Annotated in this window: 18 protein-coding genes; 6 read left to right on the top strand and 12 right to left on the bottom strand. The window is 68.7% G+C overall.

What is annotated here, in order from left to right:
• Positions 1 to 8: 8 nt before the first annotated feature.
• Positions 9 to 383, bottom strand: a complete 375-nt coding sequence (locus KX816_17575) for a hypothetical protein (GenBank protein ID QXQ05988.1) — start codon at positions 381 to 383, stop codon at positions 9 to 11.
• 297 nt (positions 384 to 680) lie between these two features.
• On the opposite strand from KX816_17575, the gene KX816_17570 reads away from it, so the two are divergent.
• Both KX816_17570 and KX816_17565 read left to right on the top strand, forming a co-directional pair.
• Positions 681 to 1,334, top strand: coding sequence for an OmpW family protein (locus KX816_17570; GenBank protein ID QXQ05987.1), 654 nt, complete (start codon positions 681 to 683; stop codon positions 1,332 to 1,334).
• Positions 1,335 to 1,340: 6 nt separating this feature from the next.
• A complete protein-coding gene (locus KX816_17565; protein ID QXQ05986.1) occupies positions 1,341 to 1,886 on the top strand; it encodes a hypothetical protein in 546 nt (181 codons plus the stop codon).
• On the opposite strand, the gene KX816_17560 is transcribed toward KX816_17565, so the two are convergent.
• From KX816_17560 to KX816_17540, 5 genes are all read right to left on the bottom strand, one after another.
• Positions 1,883 to 2,596, bottom strand: a complete 714-nt coding sequence (locus KX816_17560) for a Crp/Fnr family transcriptional regulator (protein ID QXQ05985.1) — start codon at positions 2,594 to 2,596, stop codon at positions 1,883 to 1,885. The genes KX816_17565 and KX816_17560 overlap by 4 nt on opposite strands.
• 47 nt (positions 2,597 to 2,643) lie before the next feature.
• Positions 2,644 to 2,751, bottom strand: a complete 108-nt coding sequence (gene cydX / locus KX816_17555) for a cytochrome bd-I oxidase subunit CydX (GenBank protein QXQ05984.1) — start codon at positions 2,749 to 2,751, stop codon at positions 2,644 to 2,646.
• Positions 2,752 to 3,037: 286 nt separating this feature from the next.
• Positions 3,038 to 4,585, bottom strand: coding sequence for a DDE-type integrase/transposase/recombinase (locus KX816_17550; GenBank protein QXQ05983.1), 1,548 nt, complete (start codon positions 4,583 to 4,585; stop codon positions 3,038 to 3,040).
• Between the two features lie 65 nt (positions 4,586 to 4,650).
• On the bottom strand, positions 4,651 to 5,685 hold the full coding sequence (gene cydB / locus KX816_17545; GenBank protein ID QXQ05982.1) for a cytochrome d ubiquinol oxidase subunit II: 1,035 nt from the start codon (positions 5,683 to 5,685) through the stop codon (positions 4,651 to 4,653).
• A gap of 13 nt (positions 5,686 to 5,698) precedes the next feature.
• Positions 5,699 to 7,270: a cytochrome ubiquinol oxidase subunit I gene (locus KX816_17540; protein QXQ05981.1), complete on the bottom strand. Its 1,572-nt coding sequence runs from the start codon at positions 7,268 to 7,270 to the stop codon at positions 5,699 to 5,701.
• A gap of 115 nt (positions 7,271 to 7,385) precedes the next feature.
• Between KX816_17540 and cydD the strand changes: the two genes are divergently transcribed.
• On the top strand, positions 7,386 to 9,059 hold the full coding sequence (cydD, locus tag KX816_17535) for a thiol reductant ABC exporter subunit CydD (protein QXQ05980.1): 1,674 nt from the start codon (positions 7,386 to 7,388) through the stop codon (positions 9,057 to 9,059).
• Positions 9,056 to 10,672 carry an ATP-binding cassette domain-containing protein gene (locus KX816_17530; protein ID QXQ05979.1) on the top strand — a complete coding sequence of 539 codons (1,617 nt, stop codon included), beginning with the start codon at positions 9,056 to 9,058 and terminating at the stop codon, positions 10,670 to 10,672. The genes cydD and KX816_17530 overlap by 4 nt, the downstream gene beginning before the upstream one ends.
• A gap of 12 nt (positions 10,673 to 10,684) precedes the next feature.
• Here the strand turns inward: KX816_17530 and KX816_17525 are convergent, their stop codons facing one another.
• From KX816_17525 to KX816_17515, 3 genes are all read right to left on the bottom strand, one after another.
• Positions 10,685 to 11,059: a response regulator gene (locus KX816_17525; protein ID QXQ05978.1), complete on the bottom strand. Its 375-nt coding sequence runs from the start codon at positions 11,057 to 11,059 to the stop codon at positions 10,685 to 10,687.
• Positions 11,060 to 11,189: 130 nt separating this feature from the next.
• Positions 11,190 to 11,816, bottom strand: a complete 627-nt coding sequence (locus tag KX816_17520; protein QXQ05977.1) for a response regulator — start codon at positions 11,814 to 11,816, stop codon at positions 11,190 to 11,192.
• Positions 11,809 to 13,440 carry a PAS domain S-box protein gene (locus KX816_17515; GenBank protein QXQ05976.1) on the bottom strand — a complete coding sequence of 544 codons (1,632 nt, stop codon included), beginning with the start codon at positions 13,438 to 13,440 and terminating at the stop codon, positions 11,809 to 11,811. Before KX816_17515 ends, KX816_17520 begins: the two co-directional genes overlap by 8 nt.
• A 199-nt stretch (positions 13,441 to 13,639) precedes the next feature.
• Here KX816_17515 and KX816_17510 point away from each other — a divergent pair, with 199 nt between their 5' ends.
• Entirely contained in the window at positions 13,640 to 14,437 is a 798-nt protein-coding gene (locus tag KX816_17510; GenBank protein QXQ05975.1) for a universal stress protein, read from the top strand.
• 57 nt (positions 14,438 to 14,494) lie between these two features.
• Here the strand turns inward: KX816_17510 and KX816_17505 are convergent, their stop codons facing one another.
• The 3 genes from KX816_17505 to KX816_17495 all read right to left on the bottom strand — a co-directional run bounded on the left by KX816_17505 (position 14,495) and on the right by KX816_17495 (position 16,891).
• Positions 14,495 to 15,424 carry a cobalamin-binding protein gene (locus KX816_17505; protein QXQ05974.1) on the bottom strand — a complete coding sequence of 310 codons (930 nt, stop codon included), beginning with the start codon at positions 15,422 to 15,424 and terminating at the stop codon, positions 14,495 to 14,497.
• Positions 15,425 to 15,452: 28 nt separating this feature from the next.
• Positions 15,453 to 16,013: a hypothetical protein gene (locus KX816_17500; protein ID QXQ05973.1), complete on the bottom strand. Its 561-nt coding sequence runs from the start codon at positions 16,011 to 16,013 to the stop codon at positions 15,453 to 15,455.
• 98 nt (positions 16,014 to 16,111) lie between these two features.
• Positions 16,112 to 16,891, bottom strand: coding sequence for a sulfite oxidase-like oxidoreductase (locus tag KX816_17495; GenBank protein ID QXQ05972.1), 780 nt, complete (start codon positions 16,889 to 16,891; stop codon positions 16,112 to 16,114).
• A 203-nt stretch (positions 16,892 to 17,094) separates the two neighbouring features.
• Here KX816_17495 and KX816_17490 point away from each other — a divergent pair, with 203 nt between their 5' ends.
• Entirely contained in the window at positions 17,095 to 22,374 is a 5,280-nt protein-coding gene (locus KX816_17490) for an AMP-binding protein (protein QXQ08650.1), read from the top strand.
• Positions 22,375 to 22,382: the final 8 nt, after the last annotated feature.

The following is a 22,382-nucleotide window of genomic DNA, read 5'->3' as shown; positions in this document are numbered from 1 at the left end:
AATCGTCTCTAGCGCATCGGCACGGGGTCCGCACTCGCCGCGCAAGTCGTCGCCGCCCTGGACGGGATGTCGCCCGCGAGATTGGCTGGCGCTGCCGTCACGATCGAGAAACTCGCATCGAGGAGATCGAAGCCGTCGAAGCCGAATGCCGCGTTGATCGCACCGACAGCGGCTCCGAGAGTCCGTCGCGCATAGGCGGCTGCAGCACCGTCACTGTCGGTGATATGGCGCCGCATGCCGGGATAGGCGTTGCCGCGTGCCGGCGGGAAGGGCGCCAGCGCCGCCGCCATGTCACGGACCGCGTCGACCTGCCCGCTGATCTCGTCGATGAGCAGCACCGGACTTGCAGCCGTGCCGACATGGAAGATTTCGGGAGGCTGCACCGCCACGGTTCCTGGTCGTCAAGCCGACGCGGCAATCCTGTAATTGGAGGGTTCCGCGATGGGAAGGGCTCGGCACGACAGCTGCGACAAAGCGCGAAGTGTTGATGCGGCGGTGCGAAACCGCCACTTCGTACGGCTTCCGGGTCGCTGCCAGCCGAACGTGAGGCCGGGGACGCCAGCATCGGGCCATTTCTTCCCCGGTCCAAGACTGCGGAGCCTGCAGGGCGACCGTTGCGCTGGATCAATGCGCTCGAGACCGGCGTAAATTATCGCTCCTTCTTTCAGGAGGCCGATCGCATGCGCACCTATATTTCCGCCGCGGCGCTGCTCGCGGCTGCCATTGCCGCCGGCCCGGCGCAGGCCGAGCAGGGCGATTGGCTGATCCGGTTGCGCGCGCTGATGGTCGACCCGCAGGACAAGTCGGGGCCGGTCGCGCCAAGCTTTCCGGGCTCGCGGGTCGGCGTCGACAAGAGCTTCGCGCCCGAAGTCGACTTTACCTACATGGCGACCAACCACATCGGTGCCGAGCTGATCCTCGCGACGACCAAGCACCATGTTTCCGGGCGGGACAGCCTGGCGAGTGTCGGCGATCTCGCCGGCACCTGGGTGCTGCCACCGACGCTGACGCTGCAGTATCACTTCCTGCCGCAGGGCAAGCTGCGGCCCTATGTCGGTGCCGGCGTCAACTACACGGTCTTCTACAATTCGAAGGCGACCGACGGGCTGAAGGCCGCGGTTGGCCCGACCAATGTCCATCTGTCCGACAGCTTCGGCTACGCGGTGCAGGCCGGCTTCGACGTCGACATAACCAAGCGAGTGTTCGCCAACTTCGACATAAAGTACATCGACATCGACACGACGGCGCGGCTGACCAGCGGCGCGACGGTCAACCGGGTCCGGGTCAACCTCGACCCGATCGTCGTCGGGGTCGGCCTCGGCATGCGCTTCTGACCTGCGATGCCGGTCGGCGACAGCCTGTCCGAAAGCGTCGGAGCGGGAAGCTTCGGCTGGCACGTCATCGCCGAGCTCGATGTTGCCCGGCTGGTCGTCCGCCACCGCCGGCTGAGGGGCCTCTGCGATCGGCTCGAGGCGTGCGCGGATGTCCTGCCGGCGCGGCCGCCCGCCGGGATAGTCTCAGCATTGGGCCGAGAACTCGGTAGCAGGCTGAGGGTCGATTTCGCCGGCGACCGCGATTTCCTGCGCGGCAACTTCGAGAGCGGCCGCGCCGCTCGGCTCGACCGCACGCTGCTCCGTGAGGTTGCCGACCGCCATGCCGTGTGCAGCGACCATGCGAGCGACGTCGTGGCGGCGTTGTGCGGTGATCGCAACGATGCCTGCCCACCGTCGCCCGAGACGATCGGCTACATGCTCCGCAGCTTCTTCGAGGGTTGCCGCGATGCGCTCGTCTTCGAGGAACTGGCGATCCTCAAACTCGGACGGCTGCGCCTGACGACAACGGCGCGCGACATGCTGGTCGACTGCCTGTGTGGTGCGCGCCGCTAGGCGGCTTCGGCGTGTGCCGCGAGCGCGCCAACGTCGGCAATCGTCACCGTGCGTCCGCCGGGGAGTTCGATCAGCCCCGACAGTTTGAGCCGGGTCATCTGGCGGCTTACGGTCTCGATGGTCAGGCCGAGCACGTCGGCCATCTCGCCGCGACTGAGCGGCAGGTCGAAGGTGACGCCGCTGCCGCTGCGCCGCTGCCAGCCGCCATCGGCCACGTGCTCGGCGATCTCGATCAGGAAGCTGGCGATCTTCTCGGTCGCCGACATCCGCCCGAGCATGACGGTGCGGGCGCGGGCGTGGTCGAGCGCGGCCAGGGTGCGGCGCAGGAGCAGGCGCTCCATCCCGCCATTCGAGGCGAGGACGCGCTCGAAGGCACCCCGCGGAAACACGCAGAGCTCGACCTCGGTCGCTGCCGTGATCGTGAAGTCGGCGACGTCGCTGTACGGGCGGCCGACGAATTCGGCCGGGTAGAGCAGTCCGACGATCTGCTCACGGCCGTCGCCGGTCGAGCCGCTGATCTTGAGGACACCGGTCAGCAAATTGGCGCAGACGATGCTTTCGTCGCCGGCCCAGATCAGCGCCTCGCCGCGCTGCAGGCGCCGCCGCCGGCCGATGGCCTCGAGCGCCGACAACTCGGCGTCGTCGAGGCTGCTGCACAGCGCTCGGTGCCGGACTGTGCAATCGCCGCAGGTCTGACTCGCTTGCACCATGTCCCTTCATATCGTCGCCGTCACGTCCCCGGCATCCGCGAATATACTTAGTCCGCGCCGCTGTCGTCGGGGAGATGGAACTCGTGCCAGATGCTGTTGAGGATGCCGAAGCCGACCGCCAGCCCGAGGCCGAGCACCCAGGTGAAATACCACATGACAGGCTCTCCGCTTAGTAGAAGTCGGGGTTGGTGGCGACGTCGTCGGTGGTCACCCGGCCCCACATGATGTGGAATGCCCAGCTGGTGTAGCCGATCACGATCGGCAGGAAGAGCGCGACGACGAACAGCATGATGCCCGTGTTGCCTCACGAGAAGATGTTCCCGAGCGGTGATGCCGTTGCCTCACCAGAGTGTTCCCCTACGCCGATCACCAGGCGAGGTCGATTCCCGGTTGATGGGACGCTGTGGAGCGGAGCCGTAGGCGAAGCGGAGCAGCGTCCCATCAACCTTCGACTAGCACCGACACCGGCATCGCCGTATCCGTAGGAGATTCCGCCGCCAGCCCGGAATGAGTGAACACCAGTGCGTGAGCGTATTCGGACCGCCAGACCTTAAGGCGGCGCTGGACGGTACGGATCAGGCCATCGGGATAGTTGTCGGGCCGCTCGACCTGAAGTTTTTCCAGCAGCTCCCTGCCGGTGCGCCACGGCTCGTCCTCGAACCAGCGCTTCAACTGCTCGCTCACCTCGATCAGCGGATCGGGACGGCGACGACCGCGCTTGATGACCGGTTTATTGGATGCAGTCGGTCGCGCTTCACCGCCCTGCCATATCGTTTGCAAGCTGGAGAGGAACGCGTCCAATGGTGGGGCCGCGGGCTGCTCGCTCACCGGTACTGGGCTGACCATGTCGGCAAGGGCGACCAGCCGCTGTTGGGCCGCCCTGATATCGCGCAGCAAGCGGACGGGATCGAGGTCGGCAAAGATCGCACGCACGCGTGTCCGGGTCTTATCAGATACCCGCGGATCGTCGAGCAACCGCTGATAGGGCGTCGCTGGTGCATGATAGCGCTTGCGAACCCGCGCACCGTCGCGGTGCTTCTCGGCCAGCTTGAACGAGGGCTGGAAGAAGTTCACGAACAGGCGCGACGCCGCGTACAGCTCAGCCAGCGCAACGGTCGCCTCCAGCCCCTCGAAGCGACGATAGCCAGCCAGGCGGCGCACGACTGATCCGTTCTTTTGCTCCACCCATGCCTGGTCGTTCTTGCGATAGGGTCGGCAGCGCGTGAACGCGATGTCGGAGGCAGCGCAGTAATCGCGCACCGTCTCGTTGATGAAGACGCTATCGTTGTCAGTGTCGAACCCCAGCAGCGGGAACGGCATCAGCCTGCGCACCTCGCTAAGCACCGCGACGAGCACCGTCTGCTCGCGAACCAGTAGCGGCGCGCACTCAGTCCAGCCGGTCGCGATGTCAGTCAACGTGAACGTCCACGCAAAGCTTCCCTTCGCGACCGGACCGCTGTGCGATACGAGATCGGCTTCGACATACCCCGGTGCCGGATTGTCCCAGTCGTCAAACGTCCTGATCGGTACGCTTTGCCGGAGCGCCGTTCCCGCGACACCACGTCGCCGCGGTTTGCGATTACCGGCCTTTGCGGCGCGAAGCACGCGATCGATCGTTGCCGCGCTCATCTTCGTCAGCTGCGACCTCACCGCCGGCGCCAAGTCCAGATGGCCATGGCGCTCCATCGCCTCCAGCAGGATCGGAATGAGCGGTCGCAATCGCTTGCCGCACAGCCGATCCGCCGCCTCCCAGAGCACGATAAGCGCGGTCCGGGCCGCCTCGTCGTAGATCCGACGCTCGATGCGGACGTTCGCCGTCGTGACCGCGGGGCCCGCCCGCATCAGCCGCATCGCATGCTTGCGGTGAAATCCCGTCACCGCAACGAACTCGTCCAGCACCCGGCCCTTGCTTGCTCGATCAGCCGATCGGTACCGTTCGCTGATCGCAGCGACCAGCTCCGTACGCGTTGCCATGCTCACCGTCCTCATAGCTCGCTCCCGAACAATCTCGAGAGCATTTTAAATGAGGCAACGACCCCCGCCGCGGGAGCAAATCAGGCGAGGCAATGCGTGCCCAGCGTCTTCTCCGACGAGGAGGCGTTCCACACCGTCAGGCTGGAGTGGGCGTCGATCCGCGACGGCAGGATGTAGGGAAACATCGACAGCCCGACCGTCGCGATGATCCCGGTCGCCGCGAGCGCCGAACCGGCGAACGAGGTCTTTTCCCAGGCGCGGTTGATGCCGAGCAGCGCCAGCACCGAGCCACCGAAGCCGAGCACCGGCCCGATGATCATCCACGGATACAGGGTGAAGTTCGCCAGCCAGGCACCGTTCGCCGCGACCGTCGTGCTGCGCAGCGGGTTCGAAGCGCCGAACGGATCGGGCACGCTGGTCAGCTGGAAGCCGATGTTGCCGAAGCGCACGAAGGCCCAGCCGGCGGCGAACAGCACGATGGTCGCCACGGCAGCGACCGAGCCATAGGTCCGGGCACGGGCGTGAACCGCGGCGCGCTCGACCCGGAAGGTCAGCCACGTCGCGCCGTGGAGCACCAGCATTGATACCGACAACAGGCCGCAGACGAGGGTGAACGGCGTGAACAGCCCAAGGAAGCTGCCGTCGTAGAAGGCCCGGAGATCGCTATCGAGGCGCAGCGGCACGCCCTGCAGGACGTTGCCGACGGCGACGCCGAACACCAGCACCGGCACGAAGCCGCCGACGAACAGCGCCCAGTCCCAGCGCGAGCGCCACGCCGCACCGGGGCGCTTGGAGCGGTACTTGAAGCCGACCGGGCGCAGGATCAGCGCCGCCAGCACGACGAACATCGCCAGGTAGAAGCCCGAGAACGCCGCGCCGTAGACGAACGGCCAGGCCGCGAAGAACGACGCGCCGCCGACGATGAACCAGACCTGGTTGCCCTCCCACGTCGGCCCGATCGAGTTGATCACCATGCGCCGTTCGACGTCGGTGCGGGCAACGAAGGGCAGCAGCGTCGCGACCCCCATGTCGTAGCCGTCGGTGACCGCGAAGCCGATCAGCAGCACGCCGAGCAAGCCCCACCAGATGATCCGCAGCGTCTCGTAGTCGAACATGCCGGGTCCTCCTTCAGGCGACGACGGGTTGCGCGGGGATCGGTCCGGGTGCCGGCTGCGGGTCCTCGCCGTGATCGAACGGCCCCTGGCGGATCGTCGCAAGGATCAGCCGGACCTCGATCACCGCGAGCGTGCCGTAGATCGCGGTGAAGCCGATGATCGTCGTCCACAGCATCGGCACGCTGAGCGAGGAGGCGGCGAGGAAGGTCGGCAGCACGCCCTCGATCGCCCACGGTTGGCGCCCGATCTCGGCGAGCATCCAGCCGAGCTCGATGGCGATCCACGGCAGCGGGATGGCGAGCACGGCGAGCTTCAGGAACCAGCGCGACTTGGTGTGGAGGCGGAGCGAGCACAACGTGAAGGCCGTCGCGAACAGTGCGATCATGGCGAAGCCGATGCCGGCCATCGCCCGGAAGCTCCAGAACATCAGCGGCACGTTGGGGACCACGTCCCACGCCGTCTCGGCGATCAGTTGCGGGCTGGCCGAGCGCGGGTCGGCGACGTGGCGCTTGAGCAGCAGCGCATAGCCGAGGTCGCGCTTGTGGGCTTCGAAGCGCGCGCGGTCCGGCAGGCTGCCGGGGTCGAGCTTGAGCTTCTGGACCGCATCGTAGGCGACGACGCCCGAGGTGATGCGCTCCTGTGCCTTGAGCACCAGCTCCGACATGCCGGTGACCTGCTTGTCGAGGCTGCGGGTCGCGATGATGCCGAGCACCCACGGCAGCTCGACGCTGTAGCGGGTGGTGCGGTCCTTGACGCTGGGCAGGCCGAACAGGGTCAGTCCGGCAGGCGCAGGCGCGGTGTGCCACGCGGCCTCGATTGCGGCGAGCTTCATGCGCTGGTTGTCGGTCAGCGCGTAGCCGGACTCGTCGCCGAGCACGACGACCGACAGCGACGCCGCCAGCCCGAACGCGGCGGCAACCGTCATCGACCGGCTGGCGACCGCGACCCAGCGCCCGCGCAGCAGGTAGAAGGCGGACACGCCGAGCACGACGACCGAGGCGCAGACATAGCCGGCGCTGACGGTGTGGACGAACTTCGCCTGGGCGATCGGGTTGAACAGCACCGCGCCGAAGTCGCTGACCTCCATCCGCATCGTCTCGGGGTTGAAGGTCGCGCCGACCGGGTTCTGCATCCAGCCGTTGGCGACAAGGATCCACAGCGCCGACAGGTTGGTGCCGAGCGCGACCATGAAGGTCGTGAACAAATGGCCGAGCTTCGACAGGCGGCTCCAGCCGAAGAACATCACCCCCACGAACGTGGCCTCGAGGAAGAACGCCATCAGCCCCTCGATCGCCAGCGGGGCACCGAAGATGTCGCCGACATAATGCGAGAAATACGCCCAGTTGGTGCCGAACTGGAACTCCATGGTCAGCCCGGTGGCGACGCCGAGGACGAAGTTGATCGCAAAGATTCGCCCCCAGAAGCGCGTGATCGTCCGCCAGATCGCCCGCCCGGTCATCACATAGACGCTCTCCATGATGAACAGCATGAACGACAGGCCGAGCGTCAGCGGGACGAACAGGAAATGATAAAGCGCGGTCAGTGCGAACTGCAGCCGCGACAGGTCGATGACCGTAAGGTCCATGGGTCAGTCTCCACGCTGCCGGTCGTCGGCCACGGTTGCAGCCTACGCGTGCGGAAACGTACCGGCATTGACCTGAGTCAAAGACAGCACGGTCGCGCGCGCGCATGATCGGGCGATGACGAGCCTCGCCATCGCGGTCCCCGCCGCCGCAAACCCGGCGCGGGCGCGGCGCGCGTTCCTGACCGCAGCGGTCGGCGACGGCGGCCGGACGCGCAGCTCGACGGTGCTGCTGATGCTCGACAGCGTCGCCGCCATCGGCTTTGCGGGCGGGCTGGCGCAGGCCGTGGTCGCGGTGCCTTCGGGCGTCGCCGCGATGCTGCCGTGGACCGCGCTGATCCTGCTCGCCGCCGGCACGCGCGGGCTGTGCGCGATGCTGTCGGCGCGGACCGGAGCGGACGGCGCGCGGCAGGCCAAGCTGCGGCTGCGGCAGCGGATCGTCGGCGGCGTGTTCCGCGACGACGGTGCGGCGCGCGCTACCACCGGGGCGCTGATGACCACGGTGGTCGACGAGGTCGAGGCGCTCGACGGCTATGTCGCGCGCTTCCTGCCCGCGCGCCACGCTGCCGCCTTGGCGCCGCTGCTGGTGCTGGCGGTGGTTGCGCTCGCCAGCCCGGTCGCCGCCGCGATCCTGGTCGCGACGCTGGTGCCCTTCGTGATCGGCATGATCCTCGCGGGTAGTGCCGCGGCGGACGAATCCCGCCGCCAGTTCGAGGCCCTCGCCCGGCTGTCGGGACAATTCGCGGACCGCATCCGCGCGCTGCCCGTCATCCTCGCCTTCCGTGCCGAGGACCGCGAGACCGCGTCGCTCGGTGTCGCGGCCGACGCGGTCGCGGCGCGGACAATGAAGGTGCTGCGCATCGCCTTCCTGTCGTCGGGCGCACTCGAGTTCTTCGCGGCGCTGTCGGTCGCACTGGTCGCGGTCTATTGCGGCTTCTCGCTGCTCGGCATCCTGCCGTTCGCGGCACCCGAGCAACTCGATCTCGCCCGCGCCTTCTTCGTCCTGGCACTTGCCCCGGAGTTCTACGCGCCGATGCGGCGGCTGGCGGCGGCCTATCACGACCGCCAGTCGGCGGACACGGCAGCGGAGCGCCTGCAGTCGTTCGGTACGTCCACCCGAATGCCGGGCAGGGCGGTATCGCTCGAACCCGCCGAACTGGTCTTCGACGGCGTCACGATCCGCTACCCCGGCAGCGTCGATGCGGCGGTCAATGACGTCTCGCTGGTCATCCCCGCCGGGCAGGTCGTGGCGCTGGTCGGGCCATCGGGGAGTGGCAAGTCGAGCCTGCTCAACCTGCTCCTCGGCCTCGCCCCGCTCACCGGCGGACGGGTCGGCTTCGGCGGCGTCGACCTGGCCGAGGCGGGGGATTTCGCGGGCGTCGCCGCCTGGGCGGGCCAGGTCTCGCTGATCCTGCCGGCCTCGATCCGCGACAACATCGCGCTCGCCCGGCCCGATGCCGGCGAGCCGGACATCGCCGCCGCGGTGCGCGGGGCCGGGCTCGGCCCGATGCTGGCGGCGCGGCGGCACGGCCTCGACACACTGCTCGATGCGCGCGGCAGCGGGCTCTCGGGTGGCGAGCGGCGGCGGATTGCGCTGGCGCGGGCGCTGCTCAAGCCGGCGCCGCTGCTGTTGCTCGACGAGCCGACCGCGCACCTCGATGCGGAAGCCGAAACGGCGCTGATCGCGACGATTCATCGGGCCTGCGCCGGGCGCACCGTGCTGATCGCGACCCACAGCGACCGGCTGGCGGCGATTGCGGACGTCGTCGTGCGGCTGGGCGGCGCGCGATGACCCCGCTGGCGCGCCTGCTTGCCGCCGAGGCGCTGCGCCAGCGCGGGCCGTTGCGCGGCGCTGCCGTTTACGCCGCACTGGTAGCCGCGGCCGCAGTGTTCCTGCTCGGGCTGTCGGGCTGGTTCATTTCCGCGGCGGCCGCGACGGGGCTTGCCGGGCCGGTGGCGGCGCTGGCCTTCAACTACATGCTGCCGAGCGCGGGTATTCGGCTCGCGGCCATCGTCCGCACCGGCGCGCGCTACGGCGAGCGGCTGGCGAGCCACGACGCGGCGCTCGGCGCACTCGCCCGCATCCGGCCGGCGTTGTTCGCCGCGCTCGCCGCCGCGCCGATCGCACGCGCGCTCGGCTGGACCCGCGGCGAGGCGACCGCGCGCATGGTCCACGATGTCGGCGCGGTCGAGGCCGGCTTCGCCCGTCGTTCGGCACCGTGGGGGCTGGCGGCGGCGCTCGCGGCGATGGCCGGGCTGGCAGCGTTCGGGCTGTGGCCTGCGGTGCTCGCGACGCTGGCCTGCACGGCGGCGCTGCTCGGCGTGGCGACGTGGCTGGCGGCGCGTCTGGAGGCCCCCGGCCGCGTCGTGCAGCGGGCCAACGGTGCGCTCAAGGACGAGCTCGGCGCGCTCCTCGGTGCGGCGGCGGAGCTGCGTTGCTATGGGCTGGAGGACTGGGCGACGGCGCGGATCGACGCGGCCAGCCGCACTCTCGCCGACGCCCAGGTCACGCAGGCGCGGGCGAGCGGCTGGTTCGAGCTGGCGACCGCCGTCGCGGTCGGGATTGCCGGGGGTGCCGCCCTGCTGCTGTCGGCGAGCGCCGGCGCACCGCTCGCCGCGCTCGCCGCCCTGGCGGCGGTGATGACCATCGACGCCGCGCTCCCCCTTATCCGCGACCTCAGCCAGCGCGGCACGCTGCGTGAGGCGGAGGCGAGGCTTGGCGAGGTGCTCGCCGATGCCGTGCCGCGGCCGGCCGTGCCCTCGCTCGCCACGATGCCGAGCCTGCAGTTCGGATCCGCGACCGGCCTCGTGTCCAGCGGTGTCATCGCGATTACCGGCCCGTCGGGGTCGGGCAAGACCAGCCTGATCGAGATGCTGCTCGGACTGCGCGAGCCGGTCGCTGGCCTGGCCTGGGTCGACGGCGTCGACATCGCCGTGATTCCGGCCCCAACGCTGCGCCGGGCCTTCGCCTGGGTGCCGCAGGATGCGATGCTGCTGTCGGGCAGCGTGCGCGACAATCTGGAACTGGCGAACCCTGCGGCGAGCGACGATCAGCTGTGGCAGGTGCTCTACGATGCCGCCCTCGACGAGCGCTTCCGCTGGACGCCGCTCGGGCTCGACACCTGGATCGGCGAGAACGGCACGCAGTTGTCGGGCGGCGAGCGGCGGCGGCTGGCGCTGGCGCGGGCCTATCTGTCGGACGCGCCGTGGCTGCTGCTCGACGAGCCGACGACGGGCCTCGATGCGGCGCTCGAGGCGACGGTGATCACGCGCCTGCGCCTGCATCGCGCGCGTACCGGGCAGGGGTTGGTGGTCGCCAGCCACAGCGCCGCGGTGATCGGGCTGGCCGACGTGTTGGTCCCCGTGGATGCGCACCGCCGGGCAGCGCTGGACCGTGCCGCCTGAAGCCCTCGACGGCTAGGTCACGGTGAACGCCGGAGCCGGGGACTGCGCGACCAGTTGCGTGATCACCCCGACGAGAAAGCCCTCACGCAAGGGCTTTTCGATGACGGTGCTGAAGCCGGCGGCCAACGCCTGCGCGGTGATCTCGGGGGAGTTATGCCCGGTAACCAGGATCGCCGGAGCAAGCCAGCCGCGCCGCCGCAAGGTCCTGAGCAGCGCCACGCCGTCGTCGTCGCCAAGCCGGTAGTCGGCGACCAGGCAGGCCGCGTCGCCAAGCTCCGGATCAGCGACCAGGGTCTTCGCCGACGCATGGGCCCGGACAACGTAGCCGCGCGATTGGAACAGCATACACAGCGAGCGCCGCACCGCCGGGTCGTCCTCGACCAGCATGATACTCCGGCGTTTGCCCAAGCCGATTGATTCAGTTCTGCGCAACTCAGCCCCGTTCCGTGACGAGGCTCATTTTACCGCGAGGGCACGGCCCCCGGTATACGGAAGTATACGGATACGCGATCCGCGGTCAGTCCTGCCCTCCCTCCCCCAATCCGGCGGCGAAAGCGATGCGCAGCGCTGCCGACAAGCTGTTCACGCTGAGCTTGGTCATGAGATTGGCGCGGTGGACTTCGACGGTGCGGGGCGAGATGTCCAGATTGTGGGCGATCGACTTGTTCGGCAGCCCCTCCGCCATGCCCTTCAGTACATCCTGCTCACGGTCGGTCAGGCCGGCGATGGCAATCCGCGCGCTGGCGGTATCGCGGGCCCGCCCGGCACCGTTGTCGAGCCGCGCGAATGCGGTCTCGATGGCGGTGAGCAGTATTTCTTTCTCGAACGGCTTTTCGATGAAATCGACCGCTCCTGCCTTCATTGTCTTGATCGCGATGCTCACGTCACCGTGTCCGGTGAGCACGACCACCGGCATGGTGATGCCGCGCTTGATCATGATCTGCTGGACCTCGCAGCCGTCCATGTCGGGCATACGGACGTCGAGCAGCACGCAGCCAAGGCTGGCGGTGCCGGCATCCTTCAGGAAGGCCGCTCCCGAGGCATAAGTCGCAACGGTATAGCCCGAGGTCTTCAGCAAGAAGGCGGTCGAACGGCGTACTGTCTCCTCGTCGTCGACGATATGGACGGTTCGGGGCTCAGGCATCGGCTTTCTCCGGGACGGCCTTGACCAAGGTGAAATGGAAGGCAGAGCCGCCGTCTTCGCGCGGATCCAGCCAGATTCGACCGCCGTTGGCCTCGATGATCGTGCGGCAGATCGACAGCCCGAGGCCCATGCCCTCGGCCTTGGTGCTGATGAAGGCGATGAACAGCTTGCCGACGATCTCGGGCGCGACACCCGGTCCGGTGTCTGCGACCGTCACCCGGATGAACCCATTGCCCTCGTCGCGGCTGCTCACCGTAAGGCGGCGCTCGGGGGATTCGGACATCGCCTCGACCGCGTTGCGCATCAGGTTGATCAGGACCTGCTGGATCTGGACCTTGTCGACAAGCACCGGCGAGGCTGCGAGGTCAAGGTCGAAGCGAGTGGTTACGCTCATCTCGCGTGCACTCAGCAGTCCGAATGCCGCGGCTTCGCTGATCAGCGCCGGAAGGTCCTCGACGGTCTTGTCGACCTCGCCGCGTGCCACGAAATTGCGCAGGCGGCGGACGATATCGCCGGCGCGGATCGCTTCGGCAACGGTATCCTTGAGCGCCTCGCGGATCATCGGCAAGTCGGCGGGGTCGGGGTCTTCGAGCAGGGCCTGCACCGCCGCGACATAGTTCGCGACCGCCGTGATGGGCTGGTTGAGTTCATGCGCCAGGGTCGACGCCATCGTCCCCATCGCGCTGACCCGCGCGACATGAATCAGTTCGGACTGGAGCTCCTCGAGCCGCAGCTGCGTCTTGTGGCGCTCGGTCAGGTCGCGGACAAAGCCGGTGAACAGGCGCTGGCCGTCCTCGCTGATTGCTTCCGCGACCGACAGCGACATCGGGAAGGTCGAGCCGTCGCGACGCATGCCGATGACGATGCGGCCGATGCCAATGATCTTGCGCACGCCCGTCGTCAGATAGTTGGTCAGATAGCGATCGTGACGCTGGCTGTCCGGATCAGGCATCAGGCGGCTGACGTTCGAGCCGACGACCTCGGATTCGACGAACCCGAACAGGCGTTCCGCGACAGCGCTGAAGGACACGATTCCGCCGCGCTCGTCGATGACGATCATCGCGTCGGGCACGGTCGACAGGATCGAGCGCAAATGGCTGGCGTTCGAACGCAGCGCACTCTCCGCGGCGCGCGATTCGGTAACGTCGCGCAAGACTTTGCCGAAGCCCCGCAAAGTGCCGTCCTTGTCGTACAATGCGGTGATCAGGACGCTGGACAGATACTCGGTGCCGTCCTTGCGGACCCGCCAGTTCTCTTCCTCGTACTTGCCGTTTTCGCGTGCCAGGCGAAGATCCTCGTCCGGCTTGCCGTCAGCAACGAGATCGGCGGGATAGAACATCGACGTGTGCCTGCCGACCGCCTCCTGTTCGGTCCAGCCCTTGAGGCGCTCGGCGCCCTTGTTCCAGATCGTCACGATCCCCTGTGGATTGATCATGTAGATGGCATGATCGATCGCCCCGTCGATCAACAGGTTGAGCTCGTCCCGCGTCTCACGAGCACGCACCGCGACCGCCTTGTCGGCCATCGCCCGGCGCCAGCCCGCCGACAGCATCGCCACGGCTCCGGCGGTGACGGCAAACCAGAGCCTCGAGGGCCGGTGGCGCGTGGTGGCGGCGTCTCGCATCCGACTGCGCTACGCCGTTACGCGCGCCGGCGCCGACATTTCCGGTCCAGCCCGGGTCGACGCCGATGTCTGTCTGGTCACCTCTGTACGATCCAGTACGTTACCATCGCCCGACGCTATAAGCGCCATCCGTAAAGTCCCGGATAACGCGGTCGCCGGTGCGGGCCTACGACAGGCAGGTCGACGCTGGAGACCGCCCATGAAGAACATCCTGTTGCTGGTGCATGACGACGATGGGCAGGAGGCGCGGTTGCAGGTCGCGCTGGACCTTGCCCGCGCCCTCGACGGCCATATCACCTGCGTCGACGTCGTGCAGATGATCTATGCGCCCGACGGCTTGTACGGCGGCAGCGACAACACGCTGCTGGTCGACGAGATGGCGCGCGAGACCGCCAATCACGCGGCGCTCGCCGCGCGGTTCGCCAACGAGGCGGTAAGCTGGAACTGGCTCGACCGGCTCGGCGACCTGGCGGGCTGCGTGACGCGCGCCGCCGGGCTCGCGGACATCATCGTCGTCAACCGCGCGCTGGAGCACGATCCGCTCGACATGGCGGCGATCGCGGCTTCGGTCGCCATCGCGACCCACAAGCCCGTCGTCGCCGTCGCCGACACAGTGCGCCGCTTCGACACCGGCGGCGCGGTGCTGGTTGCCTGGGACGGCTCGCTGTCGGCGATGGCGGCGCTGTCAGGGACGTTGCCGCTGCTCAAGCTGGCGGGATCGGTGCACATCCTCGAGATCGACATTGCCGCCGATGCCGCGCCGGCCGAGGAAGCGGCGGAGTATCTGTCGCGCCACGGTATCCATGCCGAGATCGTGCGTGTCCCCGCCAATGGCGAGCACGCCGACGCGATCATCCGCCGCAAAGCCCTCGACTATCACGCGAGCTACTGCGTGATGGGTGCCTATGGTCACTCGCGGGTCGGCGAGGCGCTGTTCGGCGGTGTCACCCGGCGCATGCTCAAGGCGTGCGAGACACCGCTGGTGATCGTCCACTGAGCGGGCGGCCGACTGAGCGCGCGGCCGGCCGGTCGCCGAGGGCGCTTTATCGTATGATCAGGCCGCTCGCGTAGCTGGCAGGCGCAGCCAGCCGCTGCCCTCGCCGGCGCCACCGTCGCCCAGCGTCTCGGCGATGATCTGCGCGGATTCGACTAGCCGTGGTCCGGGGCGGTTGAAGAAATGGTGGCCGTCGGCGACGAACACCCGGCCATTTCGGACTGCCGACAGATCCTGCCACCCGTCCCGCCCGGTCAGCGGCGCCAGGTCGGCGAGGGTCTGCGGGATCTGGTAGCCGCACGGCATCATGACGATCACGTCGGGGTCGGCGGCAACCAGCGCATCCCACTCCAGCCACGGCGAATGCTGGCCGGGCGCGGCGAACAGCGCTTCGCCGCCGGCGATGCGGATCAGCTCGGGCACCCAGTTGCCGGCTGCCATCAGCGGGTCGATCCACTCGATCGCGGCGACGGTCGGACGGGCGGAGCCGGCACTGCGCGCAGCCAGCCGCTCCAGCCGCTCCTGCAGTTCGGCAATCGCGACCTCGGCCTGGGGCAGGGCGTCGACCGCCTCGCCGACGCGGCGGATATCGCCCCAGACGTCGCCCAGGTCGTCGGGCGCCAGCGACAGCAGCACCGGTGCCGTCCCGACCCAGTCGGCGAGCGCTTCCTCGAGGTCCGCGGGAGTGACGGCGCACACCGCGCACTGCGACTGGGTCAGGATCACGTCGGGCTTCAGCGAGCGCAGCAGCTCGGCATCGACGGCGTAGACCGACAGGCCCTGGCGAACGATCTCCTGCACCCGGTTGTCGATCTCGAGCGAGGTCAGCCCCTTCTCTAGCTTGGTCGAGGTGCAGACCGGCAGCGCCTTGATGAACGGCGGGAAATCACACTCGTGCGAGCGCCCGAAAATACTGTCGCCGAGCCCGACCGCGACGGCGATCTCGGTGGCGCTCGGCAGCAGCGAGACGACGCGCGGACGCGCCGCCATCAGGCGGGACCCATCGGGTCGGCGGCCATCAGGCGAACCGCAATGCCGGCGAGCGCCCGAATACCCGCGGTGCCAGTCCGGTCAGTGCGAAATACAGCGCCACCAGCCCGGCGAACCACGCCCCGTCGTTGGCGAGCAACTGCGCGATAATCCTGGGCGTGAAGGTCTCGGTGCCGCCGACGATGCTGGCGAACCCGAACAGCAGCGTCTCGTCGACGACAAACGCGGCGAGGAACACCCCGACCAGCCGCAACGTCGTCAACGGCGCCCGGCCGAGCAGCCGCCGCGAAACCAGCATCGCCGCGAGGCTGGCACAGCCCAGCGCGACGCCCCAGGCGATGGCATAGCCGGTCGCGGGATAGCCGAGCAGCGCGAAGCCCAGCCCCTGGCTCACCACCCACATCACTGCGACCGTCGCCACCGCCCGGCGCAGCGGCAAGGTGGCCGCGGCGACGACCGCGAGCGCGACGAACGGCATCATGCACGCCGTCGCCAGCGTCCCGAGCACGGTCGCGGCGGCGAAGGCGACGGGCCAGCCGATCGGCGCGGACCGGGACAGGTGGGCGGCAGTTGAGCGCTGGTTGGTCATGGCGTCGACATTCCCTCGGCGGCGGGCTTCATGGGGCGGCTAGACCAGCGGTCGCCGGAAGCCAACAGGGATACGGCAAGCTGCGTCAAAAGTCCCCGTCAGGAATAGCGCTCCTCGGTCCACGGATCGCCGCGCATATGGTAGCCGTTCTGCTCCCAATAGCCGGGCCGGTCGACGCCCTTGAACTCGATCTCCGACAGCCACTTGGCGCTTTTCCAGAAATACAGGTGCGGCACGACCAGCCGGACCGGACCGCCGTGCTGCCGTTCCAGCGGCTTGCCCTGCCAGCTGTGCGCGAGGAGCACGCCCGGTGCCGCAAAATCGGCCAGCGTGACGTTGGTGGTGTAGCCGTCCGAGCCGTGGAGCATGATCGCCACGGCCTCGTCGCGCGGATCGACGAGGTCGAGCAGGTCCGCGGTGGCGACCCCGTCCCAGTCGTTGTCGTAGCGTGACCAGCTGGTCACGCAGTGGATGTCGGAGCGGCTGCCGGTCTGCGGCAACGCCATCAGGCCGGCCCAGTCGAGGGTGATCGGCCGCTCGACCATGCCGCCGATGCGAAGCGACCAGCGCTCGCGCGAGACCTCGGGCTGGCGGCCGAGGTCGAGCACCGGCCAGTCGCGGACGAGATGCTGTCCGGGTGGCAGCCGCTGCTCGTCGGGGCGCGCCTCGGCACCGGTCAGGAACTTGCCCTCGCTGGCCCAGCGCCGCTTGGACAGGGTGAGCTTGGAGGGCTCGGGAGGCTGGTCGTCGGGCACGATGTGGACCTCACGGAGACGATGGAGCGCACAGACTAGACCATCGGGCGGGATTTGCGATGCCGCACCAACTGTACCGATGTCGCTTCGCCAGGCCGCTGCTCCGAGGCATTTTCGATCCATTCGGGGCGGCAAAATGCACCTTATCTGCGGCACACTGCCGCACAACAGTAATAATATTGCTTGGAACTACCTCCTGTAGCAAGTATTGTATCAATGCGACATTTTGTGGAGTGAAGGTGTCAAGTCTGGCTAGCGACGCTCGGACCCCGGTGGCCCCCGCCGCTACGGTGAACCCGGTTACTGACCGGGCGACCTGGCAGGCCATGCGCGAGGCGGTGCTGGCTGACCCCGGTCGCTTCCACGGCGAAATTGCGGGTGCCGCGATCCACTGGCTGGTCGACGGCGCATGGCTGAGCCGTGGCGAGGGCAATCTCTGGTCCGGTTGGGACGCCGCGACAGCGGCCCCCGTCAGCCGCGAACTCGGGCCGGGCTTCGAGCCATGGGCCCGCGCCTTCGACGACAGCGACGCCCCGCACTATCGCTGGTTCTCCGGCGGCCTGACCAACGCCGCCTTCAACGAGGTCGACCGGCATGTGCTGGCGGGCCACGGCGCTGAAGCGGCGCTGATTTTCGAGGGCGACCGCTGGGACATGGCGGCGAACGGCGGCCGCGGCGGCCCGGTCGATACCTTTCCGGTGTCGCGCCGGACATTGCTGCTGGAGAGCGCGAAGTGCGCGCTGGCGCTGAAGGCGCTCGGGCTCAAGGCTGGCGACAGCATCGCGCTCAACCTGCCGTCGATCGTACCGCAGATCTTCTGGACTGAGGGTGCCAAGCGCGCCGGCGTGATCTACACGCCGGTGTTCGGCGGCTTCTCCGACAAGACGCTGTCGGACCGCATCCACGACGCCGGCGCGCGCGTCGTGGTTACTGCTGACGGCGGCTACCGCAACGCGCAGGTGGTGCCCTTCAAGACCGCCTACACCGACCCCGCGCTCGACAATTACGTGCCGGTCGAGGTGGCGCTGCGCCTGATCGAAGGCCTCGACCTGCCCGCAGAGCAGAAGGCCGCGATCCACGAAGCCGCGCGCGCCGCGCTGAAGGGCGAGGTCACGGTCGAGCGCTCGGACGTCATGCGCGGTGTCGGCCGGGCGCTCGCCAGCCTCGGCCTCGATGCCGCGGAATCGAGCCGGGTCCGCATCGCTGTTGCATCGGCGCTCGTCGACGCACCGCCGCGCGTCGACGCCGTGGTGGTGGTCCGGCACACGTCGACCCCCGACCTGGTCTGGCGCAGCCGCGACCAGTGGAGCCACGCGCTGACCGACGCCGCGGGCAAGGAATTGCTCGCTGCCGCCGGGTTGGCATCGGAGGCTGAGCTGCTCGCGCTCCCCGACGAAGCGTTTATCGCGGCGATCTGGAAGTCGTGCCCGCCGCTGCCCGTCGATGCCGAATTCCCGCTGTTCGTGATCTACACGAGCGGCTCGACCGGGAAGCCCAAGGGCGTCGTCCACGTCCACGGCGGCTATGTCGCCGGCATCGCCCACACCATGAAGGTCGCCTTCGACGCGCGTCCGGGCGACGTGCTGTACGTCGTCGCCGACCCCGGCTGGATTACCGGGCAGAGCTACCTGATCTCCGCCGCGCTGACCTCGCGCGTCACCACGCTGATCACCGAGGGCGCGCCGGTATTCCCGCACGCCGGACGCTTCGCAGCGTCGATCGAGCGCCACGGCGTCACCATTTTCAAGGCCGGCGTCACTTTCCTGAAGTCGGTGATGTCAGACCCCCAGAACCTCCGCGACCTCAGGGCCTGGGACATGTCCTCGCTGCGCGTCGCGACCTTCTGCGCCGAGCCGACCTCGCCCCCGGTGCAGGCGTTCGGCATGGCCGAGATCACGCCGTGGTACATCAACTCCTACTGGGCGACCGAGCACGGCGGCATCGCCTGGACACAGTTCTATGGCGCCAGCGACTTCCCGCTCCGCCCCGACGCGCACACCTGGGCGCTGCCGTGGATCGTCGGCGAGGTGCGCGTGCCCACCGACGACGCCACCACCCACGCCAAATGGCGCGAGGCCGAGCGCGGCGAGAAGGGCGAGATCGTCATCGCCGCACCTTATCCCTACCTCGCGCGCACCGTCTGGGGCGACGCCGCAAACGTCGGGCAGCCCGGCTGGAAGGGCGACGGGCAGCGGTGGGCGGACGCTTACTGGACGCGCTGGGACGGCACCCCCGCCTACACGCAGGGCGATTTCGCCGTGCAGCACGACGACGATTCGTTCTCGCTCCACGGCCGCTCCGACGACGTCATCAACGTCTCGGGGCACCGCATGGGCACCGAGGAGATCGAGGGCGCGATCCTGCGCGACAAGGCGCTCGACCCGAACTCGCCGGTCGGCAACGTGCTCGTCGTCGGCGCCCCCGACGCGACCCGCGGCCTGACCCCGCTGGCGTTCATCGTCGCCTCCCCCGGCCGCCGCATCACCCAGGACGACCGCCGCCGCCTGACCGAGCTGGTGCGGCAGGAGAAGGGCGCGACCGCCGTCCCCGCCGACTATCTGGAGGTCAAGGCGTTCCCCGAGACGCGCTCGGGCAAGTACGTCCGGCGCATGGTCCGCGCGCTCGTCGAGGGCGGCGACCTCGGCGACACCTCAACCCTGAAGAACCCCGAGAGCCTCGACGACCTCCGCACCGTCATCGAGGAATGGCAGCGTCGCCAGCGACTTAGCGAGACGCAGCAGCTGTTCGAGCGCTACCGCTATTTCAAGATCCAGTACAACAATGTCGCCCCCGGCAAGAAAGTCGCGACCGTCACCGTCACCAACCCGCCAGTCAACGCCCTCAACGAGCGCGCGCTCGACGAGCTCAACATCGTCGTCGACCACCTCTCGCATCGTGACGACGTTGTTGCCGTCGTCTTCACCGGCGAAGGCACCGCGAGCTTCGTCGCCGGCGCCGACATCCGCCAGTTCCTCGACGAAATCCACGACGAGGACGAAGCCCGCGTCCTGCCGAACAATGCGCAGCTGGCGTTCAACAAGATCGAGGCCATGGACAAGCCGTGCATCGCCGCGATCCAGGGCGTCGCGCTCGGCGGCGGCATGGAGTTCGCGCTGGCCTGCCACTACCGGATCGCCGAACCGCACGCCCGCTTCGGGCAACCAGAGATCCGGCTGCGTCTGATCCCGGGGTATGGAGGAACGCAGCGGCTGCCGCGATTGCTGGCCGGGCGGACCGGCGCCGAGGGCATCGCGGTCGCGCTCGAGATGATCCTCGGCGGGCGCACGATCGACGTCGATGCCGCCAGCCGTGCCGGATTGATCGAAGCGACCGCCGCAGGTTCGGTGGACGCCCTCACGGAGGCGCATTCGCTCGTCCGGGATTTCGTCCGCGTCGGCGCGGACAGCGACCTCGGGCGCAGCTTTGCCGTCCGCCGCGCGTCGACCGCACAATGGAACGAGCCCGGCGTCGAGGACTTTGAGTCGGCGCTGGCGAGCGATGATATTAAACGCATTCTGCAACAGCTCGAATGGGCCGGCCGGGGCGATGCCGGTCGGCGCGCAATCGACGCCATGCGCGTCGGCTGGACGCAGGGCATCGCTGCCGGACTGGCCCGCGAGGCCGATCACTTCGCCGAGGCCGTGGTCGATCCCCAAGGCGGCAAGACCGGCATCCGCCAGTTCATCGATAAGACCAGCCCGCCGCTCCCGGTGCGGAGCGGGACGGCGAACGCCGATACGAGCGGCGCATTGCCCATCGGCGCGCCGTTCTTCCCCGGCATCACGCCGCTGCCGACCGGCCAATACGCCTTCGGCATCGCGCGCAGCCCCGAAACCGGCGAACCCGGCTTTGGCCCGCCCGCGACCCATGAAAAGCAGATGCTTGTCCCCGTCGACCAGCCGGAGGCCAACGACGCGCTCGTCTACATGCTAACCTCGGAGGTCAACTTCAACGACATCTGGGCGCTGACCGGCATCCCAGTGTCGCCCTTCGACGGCCACGAGAACGACTACCAGACCACCGGCTCCGGCGGCGTCGGGCTGATCGCCTCGCTCGGTTCCGAAGCGCGCGCTGAGGGGCGGCTCAAGGTCGGTGATCTCGTCGCGGTCTATTCGGGGACCAACGACCTGCTGTCCCCCCAGGTTGGGCGCGACCCGATGTTCGCGGACTTCGCCATCCAGGGCTACGAGACCGAGACCGGCAGCCACGCGCAGTTCCTCGTCACCCAGGCGCCGCAGCTCCACCACGTCCCCGCCGACCTGACGCTGGAGGCCGCGGGCAGCTACATCCTCAACCTCGGCACCGTCGTCCGCGCGCTGTTCACGACACTGGAGATCGAGCCCGGCAAGCGGCTGTTCGTTGAGGGCTCGGCCACCGGCACCGGCCACGACGCGCTCAAGACCAGCATCCGCACCGGGCTCCACGTCACCGGCTTGGTCTCGTCGCCTGCCCGGGCGGCATTCGTGCGCGAATGCGGCGCGGTCGGTGCGCTCGACCGAACCGACGCGCGCTTTGCCAACGCGTTCACGCCGGTGCCCGAGGACCCGTCCGGGTGGGCGGCATGGGAGGCGGCGGGCCAGCCGTTGCTCGACGAGTACCGCGCCATGAACGACGGGCAACTGGCCGACTATGTCGTCAGCCACGCCGGCGAGACCGCCTTCCCGCGCTCGTTCCAGTTGCTCGGCGAGGGCGGCGTGCTCGCTTTCTATGGCGCGTCGTCGGGCTACCACTTCACCTTCGTCGGCAAGTCGGGCGTCTCGACACCGGAGGCGATGCTGCGGCGGGCAAAGCTGCGCGGCGGCGAGGCGGTGCTGCTGTTCTACGGCCCGCGCAGCCGCGATCTCGCCGACACGACGGGGCTCGAGATGATCGAGGCGGCGCGCGCGGTGAAGGCGCGGACCGTGGTCGTCACCACCACCGATGGCCAGCGCGAGTTCCTGCAGTCGCTCGGCTTCGAGGACGCCATCGCAGGGATCGTCAGCCTCGAGGACCTCAGCCGCCGCCTCGGCGACCAGTTCGAATGGCCCGACGCGATGCCCCGCCTGACCCCGGCGCGCGAGGACATCGAGAGCTTCCGCGCCCAGGTCCGCGACTATCAGGAGAAGACGCTGAAGCCCTTCGGCGCGGCGGTCGGCCGCCTGCTGCGCTCGCCCGACAACCCGCGCGGGTCTCCGGACCTGATCATCGAGCGCGCCGGGCAGGACACGCTCGGGGCGTCGACCGCGCTGGTCAAGCCGTTCACCGGGCGCGTCGTCTATGCCGAGGACTGCGCCGGGCGGCGTTTCAGCTTCTATGCGCCGCAGGTGTGGACGCGGCAGCGGCGCATCCTGATGCCGACCGCCGAGATCCGCGGCACGCATTTGTGCAACGCCTACGAGGTGACGCGGATGAACGACATGATCGCCGCCGGGCTGCTCGACGTGACGCCGCCGACGGTGGTGCCGTGGGAGGGGTTGCCGGAGGCGCACCAGTCGATGTGGGAGAACCGCCATTCCGGCGCGACCTATGTCGTCAACCACGCGCTCCCGGCGCTCGGGCTGCGCAGCAAGGACGCGCTGCTCGAGGCCTGGGCGGCGCAGGAAGCGGAATCTGGAGAAGCCAAGTGAACGCTCCG

Source organism: Sphingosinicellaceae bacterium, assembly GCA_019285715.1.
GTDB lineage: Bacteria > Pseudomonadota > Alphaproteobacteria > Sphingomonadales > Sphingomonadaceae > Glacieibacterium.
This window is presented reverse-complemented; position numbering and strand designations above follow the sequence as displayed.